General features: G+C 60.9%; 14 protein-coding genes. All 14 read right to left on the minus strand.

Going from position 1 to position 13,816, the window contains the following annotated elements:
- Window positions 1–94 precede the first annotated feature (94 nt).
- The 14 genes from C5N93_RS26150 to pyrH all read right to left on the minus strand — a co-directional run bounded on the left by C5N93_RS26150 (window position 95) and on the right by pyrH (window position 13,781).
- On the minus strand, window positions 95–874 hold the full coding sequence (locus C5N93_RS26150; protein ID WP_242561564.1) for an RNA methyltransferase: 780 nt from the start codon (window positions 872–874) through the stop codon (window positions 95–97).
- Window positions 871–1,506, minus strand: coding sequence for a ribonuclease HII (gene rnhB / locus C5N93_RS26155; RefSeq protein ID WP_242561565.1), 636 nt, complete (start codon window positions 1,504–1,506; stop codon window positions 871–873). The genes C5N93_RS26150 and rnhB overlap by 4 nt, the downstream gene beginning before the upstream one ends.
- A gap of 113 nt (window positions 1,507–1,619) precedes the next feature.
- Entirely contained in the window at window positions 1,620–2,795 is a 1,176-nt protein-coding gene (lpxB, locus tag C5N93_RS26160; RefSeq protein WP_242561566.1) for a lipid-A-disaccharide synthase, read from the minus strand.
- Window positions 2,796–2,798: 3 nt separating this feature from the next.
- Entirely contained in the window at window positions 2,799–3,590 is a 792-nt protein-coding gene (gene lpxA / locus C5N93_RS26165; protein ID WP_069344985.1) for an acyl-ACP--UDP-N-acetylglucosamine O-acyltransferase, read from the minus strand.
- Window positions 3,591–3,607: 17 nt separating this feature from the next.
- Window positions 3,608–4,066 carry a 3-hydroxyacyl-ACP dehydratase FabZ gene (fabZ, locus tag C5N93_RS26170; RefSeq protein ID WP_242561567.1) on the minus strand — a complete coding sequence of 153 codons (459 nt, stop codon included), beginning with the start codon at window positions 4,064–4,066 and terminating at the stop codon, window positions 3,608–3,610.
- Entirely contained in the window at window positions 4,063–5,151 is a 1,089-nt protein-coding gene (lpxD, locus tag C5N93_RS26175) for a UDP-3-O-(3-hydroxymyristoyl)glucosamine N-acyltransferase (protein WP_242561568.1), read from the minus strand. The genes fabZ and lpxD overlap by 4 nt, the downstream gene beginning before the upstream one ends.
- A 14-nt stretch (window positions 5,152–5,165) precedes the next feature.
- On the minus strand, window positions 5,166–5,690 hold the full coding sequence (locus tag C5N93_RS26180) for an OmpH family outer membrane protein (protein WP_139133421.1): 525 nt from the start codon (window positions 5,688–5,690) through the stop codon (window positions 5,166–5,168).
- A gap of 61 nt (window positions 5,691–5,751) precedes the next feature.
- A complete protein-coding gene (bamA, locus tag C5N93_RS26185; RefSeq protein WP_174981454.1) occupies window positions 5,752–8,055 on the minus strand; it encodes an outer membrane protein assembly factor BamA in 2,304 nt (767 codons plus the stop codon).
- 73 nt (window positions 8,056–8,128) lie between these two features.
- On the minus strand, window positions 8,129–9,520 hold the full coding sequence (gene rseP / locus C5N93_RS26190; RefSeq protein WP_242561569.1) for an RIP metalloprotease RseP: 1,392 nt from the start codon (window positions 9,518–9,520) through the stop codon (window positions 8,129–8,131).
- 42 nt (window positions 9,521–9,562) lie between these two features.
- Window positions 9,563–10,762: a 1-deoxy-D-xylulose-5-phosphate reductoisomerase gene (ispC, locus tag C5N93_RS26195; RefSeq protein ID WP_242561570.1), complete on the minus strand. Its 1,200-nt coding sequence runs from the start codon at window positions 10,760–10,762 to the stop codon at window positions 9,563–9,565.
- Window positions 10,763–10,764: 2 nt separating this feature from the next.
- Window positions 10,765–11,574, minus strand: a complete 810-nt coding sequence (locus tag C5N93_RS26200; protein WP_242561571.1) for a phosphatidate cytidylyltransferase — start codon at window positions 11,572–11,574, stop codon at window positions 10,765–10,767.
- Window positions 11,574–12,356 (minus strand): polyprenyl diphosphate synthase, encoded by a 783-nt coding sequence (gene uppS, locus C5N93_RS26205; protein WP_069344978.1) that lies wholly within the window; start codon window positions 12,354–12,356, stop codon window positions 11,574–11,576. The genes C5N93_RS26200 and uppS overlap by 1 nt, the downstream gene beginning before the upstream one ends.
- Window positions 12,357–12,420: 64 nt before the next feature.
- Window positions 12,421–12,981, minus strand: coding sequence for a ribosome recycling factor (gene frr / locus C5N93_RS26210; protein ID WP_069344977.1), 561 nt, complete (start codon window positions 12,979–12,981; stop codon window positions 12,421–12,423).
- 86 nt (window positions 12,982–13,067) lie between these two features.
- Complete coding sequence (pyrH, locus tag C5N93_RS26215) at window positions 13,068–13,781, minus strand: UMP kinase (protein ID WP_069344976.1); 714 nt, start codon at window positions 13,779–13,781, stop codon at window positions 13,068–13,070.
- Window positions 13,782–13,816 lie beyond the last annotated feature (35 nt).

Genomic DNA, 13,816 nt, shown 5'->3' on the forward strand with positions numbered 1-13,816 from the left:
CGAGCCCTGCGCAGAAGCACACAGAAATAAGAAGGAAGTAATAAGGGACGCCATGAGCGTCCCTTTTGCTACGTCCCAAGACTGAAGAACGTCGTTACGACAACCGCTGTCGCACCGCTTCGAACAGACAGATCGCCGCACAGGCGGCGACGTTCAGCGACTCCATGCCGCCGGGCTGCGGAATGCGGATGGGCGTCTGCACCCGATCGAGCCAGTGCGGTGAAACACCCGCGCCCTCGTTCCCGAATACCCAGGCCACCGGCGCGCTCAAGTCCTGCTCGTAAAGCGATGTACTCGCTTGCAAGCTGGTCGCCAATAGCGGCACCGACAAACGAGGCGCCAGCGAATCCGGCGTGCAGTGCTCCACGATATTCAACGAAAAGTGGGCACCCATCCCAGCGCGCAACACTTTGCTCGACCACGTGAGTGCCGTACCCGACATGCAATAGATGTCGCGTACACCGGCAGCCGCGGCGCTTCTCAAGATGGAGCCAACGTTCCCCGCATCCTGCACAGCGTCGAGAATGACGCAGTCGGTAGTCTGCGACGCAGGCAAATGCCCCGACGGCATCTCCACGACGAACAGCAGCGGCACGCCATTGACGAGCGTCGACAACGGTTCGAACAGCGCATCCGGCAGGCACACACGGCGATCAGCATCGACCTTCGCCCAGATATGCGCCACTTCGGCATTTTCGAGTGCCGACTCCGCCGCGACACAGACGAGCGGTTGTCCGAGCGCCCCCAGGTAGGCGTCCGCAAGGTGTACGCCTTCGAGTAGCGTCTGCCCCAGCTTACGTCGTTGCTGATTCGACTGCGCCAGTTGCTTCAGGCGCTTGTAAAACGGATTGTCTTTAGAGCTGATGAGTTTCATGACGAACGCACCATGCGCGACACCGTCAGCGTGCCGAAAATTTCAAACGCTTCGCGCACCGGCGCAAACGACTGACGATGATGCGGACTCGGTCCATGTGCACGCAGCGCTGCAAGATGCTTCGGCGTACCGTATCCGACGTGTTCGTCGAAACCGTACTGCGGAAACTCCTCATGCAACGCGGCCAATTGACGGTCGCGCGTCACCTTGGCCAGAATGGACGCCGCCGAAATCGCGGGCACCTTGTCGTCGCCCTTGATGACGGCCTCCGCGCGCATCGGTAGCACCGGACAACGATTCCCGTCGATGAGCGCCAATGCCGGCACGCGCGACAGACCGTTCACCGCGCGCTGCATCGCCAGCATCGTCGCGTGCAAAATGTTCAGCGAATCGATCTCGGCAACACTCGCTTCGGCGATGCAAAACGCGAGCGAGCGCTCCACGATCTCCTCATACAGTGCTTCGCGTCGCAACGCCGTGAGTTTCTTCGAATCGGCCAGCCCCTTGATCGGGCGCGACGGATCGAGGATGACCGCAGCCGTGACGACAGGACCCGCCAGCGGCCCGCGCCCGACTTCATCAACACCGCACGTCAGATCGGCTGCGACATCCGCGAACAGATCGAACATCATTTGCGGTGCTGACGCCTTGGCGCTTGCGCGCGCCCGAGGCGCAACCGATGCCGGTGACGCTCCCCTGCTCGATGGCGACTTACGTACCGTTCGACGCACTTTGACGTCTTCACTCATATGCGCCCCTTCTCACGAAGCACGCGCTCGATCACTTCCGCCGAGCGTGCCGCCGTGTTCTGGCGCAACTGCTCGTGAATCTTCGTAAAGCGCGCTTGTAGCGATTCGCGCAACGCCGAGTCCGTCAACTGCTTCCAGACGGCGTCCGCGAGTGCCTCGGGCGTCGCAAAATGTTGCAGCAATTCCGGCACGACAAACTCGCCGCAAAGAATGTTAGGCAAACCGACGTAAGGCAGATAGCCCTGTCGTTTCATGATCTGCGCCGTCAGCCAGGGCACCTTGTAAGAGATGACCATCGGCTTCTTGTACAGCGCAGCTTCCAGGGTGGCCGTCCCGCTGGCGAGAAGCACGCTGTCCGCCGCCTCCAGCGCCAGCGGCGCGCGGCCATCGATCACCGTCAGATGGAGATCGCGATGTGCATCGAAAATCGGCTGCATCAACGTACGCAAGCGCGGCGTTGCTGCCGGCAACACGAAACGAATCGAGGGATCGCGCTTCGCGAGCAGACGCATGGCAGCAAAAAACACCGGCGTCAGGCGCTGCACTTCAGACGTACGACTGCCCGGGAGGATCGCCACGACAGGCGCATCGCCTTCGAGCCCAAGCTTCGCTCGTGCACCCGCGACATCAGGCACCATCGGAATCTTGTCGGCCATCGGATGGCCTACGAAGGTCGCGTCGATGCCTGCGCGGTGATAGATCTCCGGCTCGAACGGGAACAGGCACAGCATGTGGTCGACGGCGCGCTTGATCTTCTTGATCCGCCCACCACGCCACGCCCAGATCGACGGGCTGACGAAGTGAATCGTCGGAACCCCCGCTTCACGCAGCTTGATTTCGAGATCGAAATTGAAGTCGGGTGCATCGAAGCCGACGAACGCCATCGGCTTCTCGGCGAGCCAGCGCTCGCGAAGCTGCTTGCGAATCGAGAGAATCTCGCGCAGATGCTTGATGACTTCGACGTAACCCATGACGGAGAGCTTGTCGATCGGCCAATAGGCGTCGAAGCCCTCTTCCGCCATATGGGGCCCACCGACACCTGCGTACGCGATGTCGGCCGGAAGACGCTGTTTGAGACCGGCAAGCACGTTGCCGGCAATGAGATCGCCTGACAGCTCCCCGGCCACCATCGCCAGGGTTCGCTGGCCGGCGCCGGGAAGGGTCGGCGGCATAGGTCAGCGCACGATACCGCGCGTGCTTGCGTTGAGGAAGTCGAGCAGCGAACGGACCGCTTCGAAGACGTCCGGCGCACCCGCATTGCCAAAGGCTTCGATTTGCACCTTGGCCTCGTCGAGCGTCAATCCACTCTTGTAAAGCAACTTGTAGGCGTGGCGCAGCGCCGTGATTGCATCGGCCGAGAAGCCGCGACGACGCAGGCCTTCGACGTTGATGCCGTAAGGCACCGCGCGGTCGCCCGACGCGATGACGAATGACGGCACGTCCTGCACGAGCACCGAAGCACCGCCCACCATGGCGTGAGCACCGATGCGCACGAACTGGTGCACACCGGTCATGCCGCCGATGATGGCCCAGTCGTCGACATGCACGTGACCGGCCAATTGCGCGTTGCTCGAAAACACGGTGTGATTGCCAACGTGGCAATCGTGCGCGATGTGCACGTAAGCCATGATCCAGTTGTCGTTACCGACGCCGGTCAGACCACCATCCTGCACCGTACCGGTGTGAATGGTCGTGAACTCGCGAATCGTGTTGCGATCGCCAATGACGAGCTTGGTCGGCTCGCCCGCATACTTCATATCCTGCGGACTACCGCCAATCGACGCGAACGGGCCAATCTTGTTACCCTCGCCCAGCGTCGTGTGACCATCGACAACCGTATGCGCGAGAATCTGCGTACCGGCGCCGACCGTCACGTTCGGACCAACAATCGCATAAGGGCCGACGACCACGTCGTCCGCCAGTTGCGCCTTCGGATCGACGACTGCGGTGGAATGAATGTTCGTCATGAGCGTCTCGTTTCCGGTTATTCGCCGTTCTTCTTGACCATGCAGACGAACTCGGCGTCGGCGGCCATCTTGCCGTCTACCGTCGCAACACCCTTGAACTTGAAGAAGCCCAGCTTTCCGCTAATGAAATCGACATCGAGAACGAGTTGATCGCCAGGTTCGACCGGACGCTTGAAGCGAACCTTTTCAATGCCTACAAAATAATAAAGCGTGTTCTCGTCGTGCACCGGTTCATCGGAAAATGTCAGCAGTGCAGCGGCCTGAGCCAGCGCTTCGACGATCAGCACGCCCGGCATCACCGGACGCTGCGGGTAATGGCCGGTGAAATACGGCTCATTGATCGTCACGTTCTTGATGACCTTGATGTTCTTGTGCGGCTCCAGTCCAATCACGCGATCCACCATCAGCATCGGATACCGATGCGGCAGCAGCTTCATGATCTTGTGGATGTCGATATTGATAGTGGTCTCGCTCATTTTTCTTGCAGGTCCTTGACCTTCGCTTCAAGTTGTCGCACGCGATCGCGCATCTTGTCCAGATTGCGCATGATGGCCGCGTTTTTATTCCATTCGGCGTTCGGAATTGCCGGGAACGCGCTGGTAAATGTGCCCGGGCCGGGGATCGACTTCGACACGCCCGACTTGGCGGTGACAATCACCTTGTCGCCGATCGTCACGTGACCGGCAACACCGACGTTACCCCCCAGCATGCAGAACTTCCCGATGGTGCTGCTGCCGGCAATGCCCGTACACGCAGCAATGACCGTGAACGCACCGACACGCACGTTGTGCGCGATCTGCACCAGATTGTCGATCTTGCAACCGCGCTCGATGACCGTATCGGCCATGGCGCCGCGATCGATCGTCGTGGAGGCACCGATCTCTACATCGTCCTCGATCACCGCGCGGCCGACCTGGGGAATCTTGACCCATTCGCCGCCTGTGGCAGAGAAATCGGGGGCGAAACCGAACCCGTCCGAGCCGATCACGGCACCAGCCTGAATCACACAGCGGGCGCCGATGACTGTCGTGTGATAAAGCGTGACGTTCGGATAAACGAGCACATCGTCGCCTACCGTCGTACCCCGACCGACGAACACATTCGCCATCAGGCGAACACGCTCACCCAGCCGCGCACCGGCCTCGATCACGACGTTCGGTCCGATCACGCAGGATGCCGGCACCACGGCCGTCGGATCGACACTGGCACTCGGATGAATCCCGGCAGGCGGCACCGGCGTAGCCGCCTGAGCAAACATCTGCGCGACCCGCGCGAAGTAGGCGTACGGATTCGGCGCGACGATCCACGCGCGACCTTCGTGCGAAGGCAGCTTGTCGAAGTCCGCTTTGGAAAGAATGACGGCGGCGGCGCCCGAGTTAGGCACTTCCGCGAGATACAACGGATTGGACAGGAAGGCGAGTTGACGGGCACCTGCGCGATCAAGCGGCGCAAGACCGTCGACGCTCACGTTTTCGTCGCCCACGAGTTCGCCGCCGAAGCGTGCGATCAACTGCGCCAGCGTGACGGAGGGAACGGATGGAGCGGACGACGATCCCGACATGGACTGCGCACCCGTCACTTGCCGCTGGTGCTACCCGAACTTGCGTTCAGGGTCTTGAGCACCTTGTCCGTGATGTCGATACGCGGGCTCACATAGACCGCTTCCTGCACGATCAGGTCGTACTTGTCCGCTTCCGCAATCTGCTTGATGACCCGGTTAGCTCGGTCGAGCACGGCGGCGAGCTCTTCGTTGCGACGCTGGTTCAGGTCTTCACGAAACTCGCGTTGCTTGCGTTGAAACTCGGTGTCGGCAGCGGCCAGATCACGTTGACGCTTGGCACGCTCGGCGTCGCTCAGCGTCGGATTGTCCTTGTCGAGCTTGTCCGACATCGCCTTGAGACGTTGAGCCATATCTTGCAACGCCTTGTCCCGCGTAGAGAACTCGGCTTCGAGCTTGGCTTGCGCAGCCTTGGCCGGCGTGGAGTCGCGCAGAATGCGATCCGAATTGACAGCGGCGATGCGCGCATCCTGAGCCGAAGCCGCAAATGCGACCCCGGCCAGCAACGCCGCGGCGACGCCGCGAAGGCAATGCTTACGGATACCGTTCAATGTATTACCCCTTACAACGATGAAACATTCGGAACCGGTCGAAATACCGTCGTTAGAACGACGTACCGACCTGGAACTGGAATTTCTGATACTGGTCGCCCGTCTTCTTGACGAGCGGGAAGCCCATCGACAACTTGAGCGGGCCAATCGGCGAAATCCACGACAGGCCGAAACCGTAAGAATAGCGCAGGTTGTTAACGGTAATCGCCTGGCCGTTATCGAACACGTTACCACCATCGAAGAACGTGAAGATACGGAGCGTACGGTCATAACCCGTGCCCGGCAGCGGGAACGTCAGTTCGACGTTACCGATCAGCTTCGATGCACCACCCAGCGGTTCGCCGTTGGTGTCCTTCGGACCCAGCGAGCTCGGCTCGTAACCACGCACCGAACCGATACCGCCGGCGAAGTAGTTCTTGAAGATCGGGAACGGCTGACCGCCTAACCCGTGGCCGTACCCGACTTCACCGTTCAACGCCAGCGTGAAGCCGCGGCTAACCGGATAGTAGTACTGGTGCTGGTAATAAGCGCGGAAGTACTTGGTCGTCCCAATCGGCGTACCGACTTCGATGTTGGCCTGCTGATAGTGACCACGGTTCGGGATCAGCGCGCTGTCACGCGAGTCGCGCGACCAGCCTACCGTCAGCGGGTAGTTGTTGCTGACGTAACCGAACTGGTTCGCATAGTCGATGTAGCGCTGCGGCGTCGTGCCGTCGCTCGTCAGATGCAGACGCGTCTGTTCGAAGCCCAAACCGAAGAAGACCGTGTCGACTTCCGAGAACGGCACACCGAACTTCAGGTTACCGCCGAGCGTATTGATACGGAAATCCGAATCGCTCGTCAGCAGCAGCGGCTGGTACGTACGATAGTAAATATCCGTAATACGGCTCACGCCGTCGACCGTGAAGTACGGATCGACCTGCGTCACGGCGAGGGTACGGTACGTCTTACCGGTGTTCACGTTCACCGACAGCGAGGTGCCCGAGCCGAACACGTTGTCCTGGCTGATACCTGCCTGCAACACCACCTTGTCGGTCGACGAGAAGCCCGCACCGATGTTGATGGTACCGGTCGGTTTTTCTTCCACCTTCACCTGAAGGTCGACCTGGTCGTTCGAACCGGCAACCGGCTCGGTCGTCACGTTCACGTCGGTGAAGTAGCCCAGGCGGTTGATACGGTCCTGCGACAGCTTGAGGCGGTCGGCGTCGTACCACGAGCTTTCGAGCTGACGCAATTCGCGGCGAATGACTTCGTCACGCGTACGCGAGTTGCCCACGATGTTGATCTTGCGAACGTACACGCGACGACCCGGATCGATCGTCAGCGTCAGCGCAACGGTGTGGTTGTTGCGGTCGATGGTCGGCTGAGCGTTCACGTTCGCGAAGGCGAAGCCGTAGTTGCCCAACAGATCGGAAATGGCCTTCGTGCTCGCTTGCAGCTTGGCAGCCGAGAACGTATCTCCAGCCTTCAGTTGCACGAGCTTCCGCACGTCGTCCTCCTTCCCAAGCATCTCACCGGAGAGCTTGACGTCCGACACCTTGTACGGCTCACCTTCGTGCAGGTTGATCGTCAGGTACATCTGGTCCTTGTCCGGCGTAATCGAAACGTCGGTGGAGTCGATGTTGAATTCCAGATACCCGCGATTCAGGTAGAACGAGCGCAGCTTTTCCAGGTCGCCCGTCAGCTTGTCCTTGGAGTACAGGTCGTTCTTCGAATACCAGGACAGCCAGTTCGGCGTACCCAACTCCATTTCTGCCGTCAGATCCGACGAGGAGAATGCTTTGTTGCCGACGAAATTGATCTGCTGGATCGTGGCCTTCGGGCCTTCCGTCACGGCGAACTGGATGCCGACGCGATTACGTTCAAGGGGGGTGATCGTCGTCTTGACCTCGGCTGCGTAGTAACCGCGCGTGAGATATTGACGCTTAAGTTCCTGCTCCGACTTGTCGAGCAGGTTACGGTCGAAGGTGCGACCTTCGGTCAGGCCGACCGAGCGCAGAGCCTTCTTCAAACCGTCCTTGTCGAATTCCTTGATGCCGAGGAAGTCGATGGAAGCGATAGCGGGACGCTCGTTGACGTGCACCACCAGCACGCTGCCCTGCGCTTCAACGCTCACATCGGAGAACAGGCCCGTAGCGTAAAGGGCACGAATTGCTTCGGTGCCCTTATCATCGTTGAACTTGTCACCCGGCTTGACGGGCAGGTACGAAAACACGGTACCGGGTTCAATACGCTGCAAGCCCTCCACTCGGATATCCTTGACCACGAAGGGCTCGACGGCGCGTGCCAGAAAACTGTGTGCCGCCAGAACCGCAATCACCAGGGTCTTCGGAACAAGGTGGTATTTATTCGACAACTTGCTTCCCCAAGAAACAATTGAATCGTAAAAACTCGGATTTGCCTGCGACCGGCAGGCACGTGACGCTGTCCTAGTGCAGCAACTTCGACAGGTCGTTGAAAAGTGCTACGGCAGAGAGCGCAAGGATGCAAACGATGCCCACTCGTTGCAGCGCGCCCTGCCACCGCTCGGAAACTGCCCGACCGGTAATCGCTTCGACCGCATAATATAACAGATAGCCACCGTCCAAAACCGGAATCGGCAATAGATTCAATACGCCCAGGCTAATGCTGACAAGCGCCAGAAAGGCTACGAAATAATCGAGCCCGAGCCGCGCCGAACGTCCCGCGTAGTCCGCAATCGTGACCGGTCCGCTGAGATTTTTGAGCGATGCTTGCCCGGTGATCATTTTCCCGAACATCCGCACGCTGAACGCCGTAACATCCCACGTACGCTGCGCCCCTCGCCCGATCGCCTCGAACAATCCGTAGCGAACCGTCACCGAATCGACCTGGCTGGCCAACGCCGCTCCGATTTTGCCGACCCGCGCACCACCCGCCGCAGCGGGATCCGCTTCGGCGCTCGGTGTCAGCGTGACGTTGCTCAAGGCGCCATCGCGGCGTACGGTCAGCGTCATCGGCTTGCCCGGATGCGCCCGCACCGCGTCCACAAGCGCCTTGGCCGATGCCACGGGACTTCCGTCCACCGCCGCGATCTCATCTCCGACACGCAGCCCGGCAAGCCCTGCCGCCCCGCCCGCCATGATCTGCCCGACCTTGACGCGCGCCGACGGCACGAGACCCAGGCGCTGCATGAAATCCTGCTCGCCGTCTGCGTCGAAATGCTGACCGGCCGCGTCCAACGTATATTCAGCACGACCGTCCCGCGTCCGGGCGACCAGCGTCACGCGCTGCCCCTCGATCATCGGATCGACGAGACGCCAGCGAAGATCTTCCCAGGAGCGGACAGCCGTTTCATCCCCGACCGCCTCATCGGGATTTCTCCCGTTGTCACGGACACCGGTAATCAGTTCACCGCCCGAGAACCCCGCCCGAGCCGCAAGCGTGCCCGCCGGCGGCGGCGCAATGCGCGCCACAGGCTCGGTCACGCCAGCCAGATTCAGGCCCGCGTATAGCGCAATAGCAAGAAGGAAATTGGCAATCGGCCCTGCGGCCACGATGGCGAAGCGCTTGTAGACCGATTTCTGATTGAATGCCCGGGAACGGTCTTCCGGCGCCACGATCTGGGTCTCGTCTCGCTCGTCGAGCATACGGACATAGCCGCCGAGCGGCAGCGCGCAGATCGTCCATTCCGTGCGATCCCGGCCCATCGTCCACTTGAGCAATGGTGCACCGAAACCCACGGAAAACCGGAGCACCTTCACACCACACAATCGCGCGACGGTGTAGTGGCCCAGCTCATGGAACACCACCAGGACGCCAATGGCGATGGCGAACGCAAGCAACGTGGTCAGCAAATTCATGAGCAGACGGGCCCCGGAGACGTTACGACATGATGAGCGGCGTCAAGAACGCGCCGGCGCAGGCAACTTGGCGACGATGGCCGTCGCCAGTTCACGTGCACGGCGGTCAGCCTCGAGCACGACGTCGAGCGACGTGGCTTCGCCTACCGGTACGGCGTCGAGCACCTGCTCGACAACCTGTGCAATCGCGGTAAAACGGATACGTCCATCGAGGAACGCCGCCACCGCCACTTCGTTCGAAGCATTGAGCAGCGCGCCGGCCGTGCCACCACGATGCAACGTGTCGAATGCCAGACGCAAGCACGGGAAACGACGCAGATCCGGCGCTTCGAACGTCAGCTTGCCGATGTCAGCAAGATTCAGCCCCGGCACGCCCGACGCAACCCGATCCGGGAACGCAAGCGCATGGGCGATCGGCGTACGCATGTCGGGGTTACCGAGTTGCGCCAGCGTAGAGCCATCCGTGTAGGTCACCATCGAGTGAATCACGCTTTGCGGGTGAATCAGCACCTCGATCTTCTCGGGCGGCATATTGAACAGCCAGTGGGCCTCGATGACCTCCAGGCCCTTGTTCATCATGCTGGCCGAATCCACCGAGATCTTCCGGCCCATGACCCAGTTCGGATGGGCGCACGCCTCGTCCGGCGTGACGTTATCGAGAGACGCCAGTTCGCGCTCCCGGAACGGACCGCCCGAGGCCGTCAAGACCAGTTTTTCCACGCCACGCGTGGAAATCCGATTTTCGCCAGCGACCTGCGGCAGGCACTGGAAGATGGCGTTGTGTTCGCTGTCGAGCGGCAGCAAGGTGGCCCCTGCGCGCTCGGCCGTGGCCATGAACAACGCACCGGACAGCACCAGCGACTCCTTGTTCGCCAGCAAGATTCGCTTGCCAGCACGTGCGGCGGCGAGCGTCGACTGAAGGCCTGCTGCACCGACGATCGCCGCGACGACCATCGTAGGCTCCGCCGCTTCCGCGATATCGACGAGCGCTTGCGGGCCATAGGCCACATCGATCTTCAATCCGGCTTCGGCCAGTCGAGCCGAGAGGACGCTTGCGCCTTCGGCATCTGCGACAACCGCGACTTTCGGACGATGCGCAACGCACTGCTCGAACAGACGGTCGAGGTTACGGTGTGCCGACAGTGCGTAGACCGAGAAGCGATCGGGGTGACGCCCCACGACATCGAGCGTGCTAACGCCGATAGAGCCTGTGGAGCCAAGAATGGAGAGACGTTGCGACATGATCAGACGAAGAGCAGAGCCAGCGGTAGCACCGGGAGGAGCGCGTCGATTCTGTCGAGCACGCCGCCATGACCGGGCAGCAGCGCGCTGGAATCCTTCACGCCGGCTTGCCGCTTGAGTTGAGATTCGAACAGATCGCCCACGACCGAAAAGGCGACCAGGACCGTGAGCGTCAATGCGCCGAGTGCGAGGCCCTGCGTGCTGGCGAGATAGGAAACGATCGTGGGGGCTTGCAGACCGCTGGTGAGCACCACTGCCGCGACCACGAGCACCAACAGCCAACCACCGATTGCACCTTCCCAGGACTTGCCCGGACTGATGGATGGCGCAAGCTTGCGCTTGCCGAACGCCCGGCCGGCAAAATACGCGCCGGTATCGGCGAGCCACACGATCACGAGCACGGAGAGCAGGAAAGCCACGCCGCGCTCACGCGCCAGGCAAAGCGCTTGCCACGCAGCAATCAGCACCACAGGCCCGGCGACCAACAACAGGCCGCGCCATGCGCCCTTCGTCGCCGGTTTGCGCGCAAGTGTGTAAGGTCCTGCGAGCAGCCAGAAGATTGCGGCGGGTTTGAGCCAAATGGAAGACAACGTCCAGCCGCCACCCCAAGTCAGCCCGACGCCGAGCAAGGCCAGTGCGCCGTAGAAGATCGCACCGGTGCCGTTGAGTCCGACCAGTCGCCCCCACTCCCAACCCGCGGCAGCCACGATGATGGCCGCGAGCAATGCGAACTGCGCCGGCGTACCGACGAAGATCACGGGCAAAAGAATGGCGAGAAGTACGACAGCGGTAATAACGCGTGTCTTGAGCATCAGGCGGATTGTCCCGAGGGGTTCTGGACTTGAGCGCTGGTACGGCCGAAACGGCGTTCGCGCTGCTGAAACTCGGCGACGGCCCGCTTGAGCGTATTGGCGTTGAAGTCCGGCCAGAATTCTTCGGTGAAATACAACTCAGTGTACGCCAGTTGCCAAAGCAGAAAATTACTGACGCGCTGATCGCCGCCGGTGCGGATAAAGAGATCCGGCTCCGGCGCATAAGCCATGCTGAGATAAGGCGCGAGGTCGTCCTCTGAGAACGATGACTCGAGTGCCGACGCCCCGCCCTGCGCAACGCGCGCCGCGGCGAGCTTCTGAGCGGCCTGGAGAATATCCCACCGCCCGCCGTAGTTCGCGGCGATGGTCAACGTCAGGCCCTTATTGTCCTGCGTGCGCTCCTCTGCCCGCCGGACGAGTTCCTGAATGCGCGGCTCGAACGCTTCGAGCGCGCCAATGACGCGAAGACGGATGCCATTACTGTGCAACTTACCCACCTCGCGTTCGAGCGCGAGAATGAATAACTGCATCAGCGTCGAGACTTCATCCTGAGGACGACGCCAGTTCTCGGAACTGAACGCGAACAGGGTCAGGTACTCGACGCCGAGCTCAGCACATGCCGTCACCGCCTCGCGCACGGCATCAACGCCGCGCTTGTGCCCCGCCACGCGGGGCAATTTACGACTGGTAGCCCAACGCCCGTTGCCATCCATGACGATGGCAACGTGGCGCGGAATGCTCGCTGTCTCTGGAGCAGAAAGCGTAGAGCTGAGAAAACCCATTGAGATACGGCGCGGGAGTCGAGCGCGAAAGTCTGCGGAGATCGTGCGGTAAGTGCCGAGGCACTCAGACCGTCATGATCTCGGCGTCCTTCTGCTTGACCAGCTCATCGATCTCGGCGACGAACTTGTCGGTAAACTTCTGAACGTCGTCACCACCACGACGCTCGTCGTCTTCCGAAATTTCCTTGTCCTTCACCAACTTCTTAAGCTGCTCATTGGCATCGCGACGCAGGTTACGCACGGCAACCTTGGCGTTTTCACCTTCCGACTTGACCAGCTTGGTCATTTCGCGACGGCGCTCTTCGGTCAACTGGGGCATCGGCACACGAATCAGGTCACCCTGCGTTGCCGGGTTCAGACCCAGATCCGACTCACGAATCGCCTTCTCGACCTTGGCCACCATGTTCTTTTCCCACGGTTGCACGCCAATCGTGCGCGCGTCGACCAGGCTCACGTTGGCCACTTGAGAGATGGGCACCATCGAACCGTAGTAATCGACCTGGACATGATCGAGCAGACCCACGTGTGCGCGGCCGGTACGAATCTTCGCCAGGTTGTTCTTGAACGACTCGATCGAGCTCTTCATCTTTTGCTCGACATTCTTCTTGACGTCAGCAACGCTCATGGCAACCTCCAAACCTAAAATTTGTTACGCAAACATAAATGATACGGCGTCGGCGCGCCAATGCACGCGGACGCCGCAATTTGAACTCAAACGTGGACGAGCGTTCCCTCGTCTTCGCCGAGAATGACGTGCTTGAGCGCACCCGGCTTCACGATCGAGAAAACGCGCACCGGCATCTTCTGATCGCGGCACAGCGCAAAAGCCGTCGCGTCCATGACCTGCAAGTTCTTCGAGATCGCCTCGTCGAAGCTGATGGTCGAGTACTTTACTGCGTCCGGATCCTTCTTGGGATCGGCCGAGTACACGCCGTCGACCTTGGTCGCCTTGAGCACCACTTCTGCGCCGACTTCCGAGCCGCGCAATGCCGCAGCCGTGTCGGTCGTGAAGAACGGGTTGCCCGTACCGGCGGCGAAGATCACGACTTTCCCTTCTTCGAGCTGGCGGATCGCGCGCGGGCGGATGTACGGTTCGACGACCTGGTCCATACGCAGCGCGGATTGCACACGCGCTTCGATGCCGGCGTGACGCATGGCGTCCTGCAACGCCAGCGCGTTCATCATCGTGGCGAGCATCCCCATGTAGTCGGCCGTAGCGCGGTCCATACCTGCGGCACCACCAGCCACACCGCGGAAAATATTGCCACCGCCGATCACGACGGCCAATTGCGTGCCCAGGCGAACGACTTCGGCGATATCGCCAACCATCCGCTCGATGGTTGCACGGTTGATACCGAACGAATCGTCACCCATGAGGGCTTCACCAGAGAGCTTGAGAAGTACGCGTTTGTAAGGAGTAGACATGGCGGTCCTTAAGAATTCTGGTCGGGCACTGTTGG

The organism is Pandoraea sp. LA3 (genome assembly GCF_022696215.1).
GTDB classification, from domain to species: Bacteria; Pseudomonadota; Gammaproteobacteria; order Burkholderiales; family Burkholderiaceae; genus Pandoraea; species Pandoraea capi.

Bases quoted from the DNA above. Each gene is read 5' to 3' on its own strand.
- C5N93_RS26150 (WP_242561564.1), bottom strand. From the start codon at position 874: ATGAAACTCATCAGCTCTAAAGACAATCCGTTTTACAAGCGCCTGAAG.
- rnhB (WP_242561565.1), bottom strand. From the start codon at position 1,506: ATGATGTTCGATCTGTTCGCGGATGTCGCAGCCGATCTGACGTGCGGT.
- lpxB (WP_242561566.1), bottom strand. From the start codon at position 2,795: ATGCCGCCGACCCTTCCCGGCGCCGGCCAGCGAACCCTGGCGATGGTG.
- lpxA (WP_069344985.1), bottom strand. From the start codon at position 3,590: ATGACGAACATTCATTCCACCGCAGTCGTCGATCCGAAGGCGCAACTG.
- fabZ (WP_242561567.1), bottom strand. From the start codon at position 4,066: ATGAGCGAGACCACTATCAATATCGACATCCACAAGATCATGAAGCTG.
- lpxD (WP_242561568.1), bottom strand. From the start codon at position 5,151: ATGTCGGGATCGTCGTCCGCTCCATCCGTTCCCTCCGTCACGCTGGCG.
- rseP (WP_242561569.1), bottom strand. From the start codon at position 9,520: ATGAATTTGCTGACCACGTTGCTTGCGTTCGCCATCGCCATTGGCGTC.
- ispC (WP_242561570.1), bottom strand. From the start codon at position 10,762: ATGTCGCAACGTCTCTCCATTCTTGGCTCCACAGGCTCTATCGGCGTT.
- C5N93_RS26200 (WP_242561571.1), bottom strand. From the start codon at position 11,574: ATGCTCAAGACACGCGTTATTACCGCTGTCGTACTTCTCGCCATTCTT.
- uppS (WP_069344978.1), bottom strand. From the start codon at position 12,356: ATGGGTTTTCTCAGCTCTACGCTTTCTGCTCCAGAGACAGCGAGCATT.
- frr (WP_069344977.1), bottom strand. From the start codon at position 12,981: ATGAGCGTTGCTGACGTCAAGAAGAATGTCGAGCAAAAGATGAAGAGC.
- pyrH (WP_069344976.1), bottom strand. From the start codon at position 13,781: ATGTCTACTCCTTACAAACGCGTACTTCTCAAGCTCTCTGGTGAAGCC.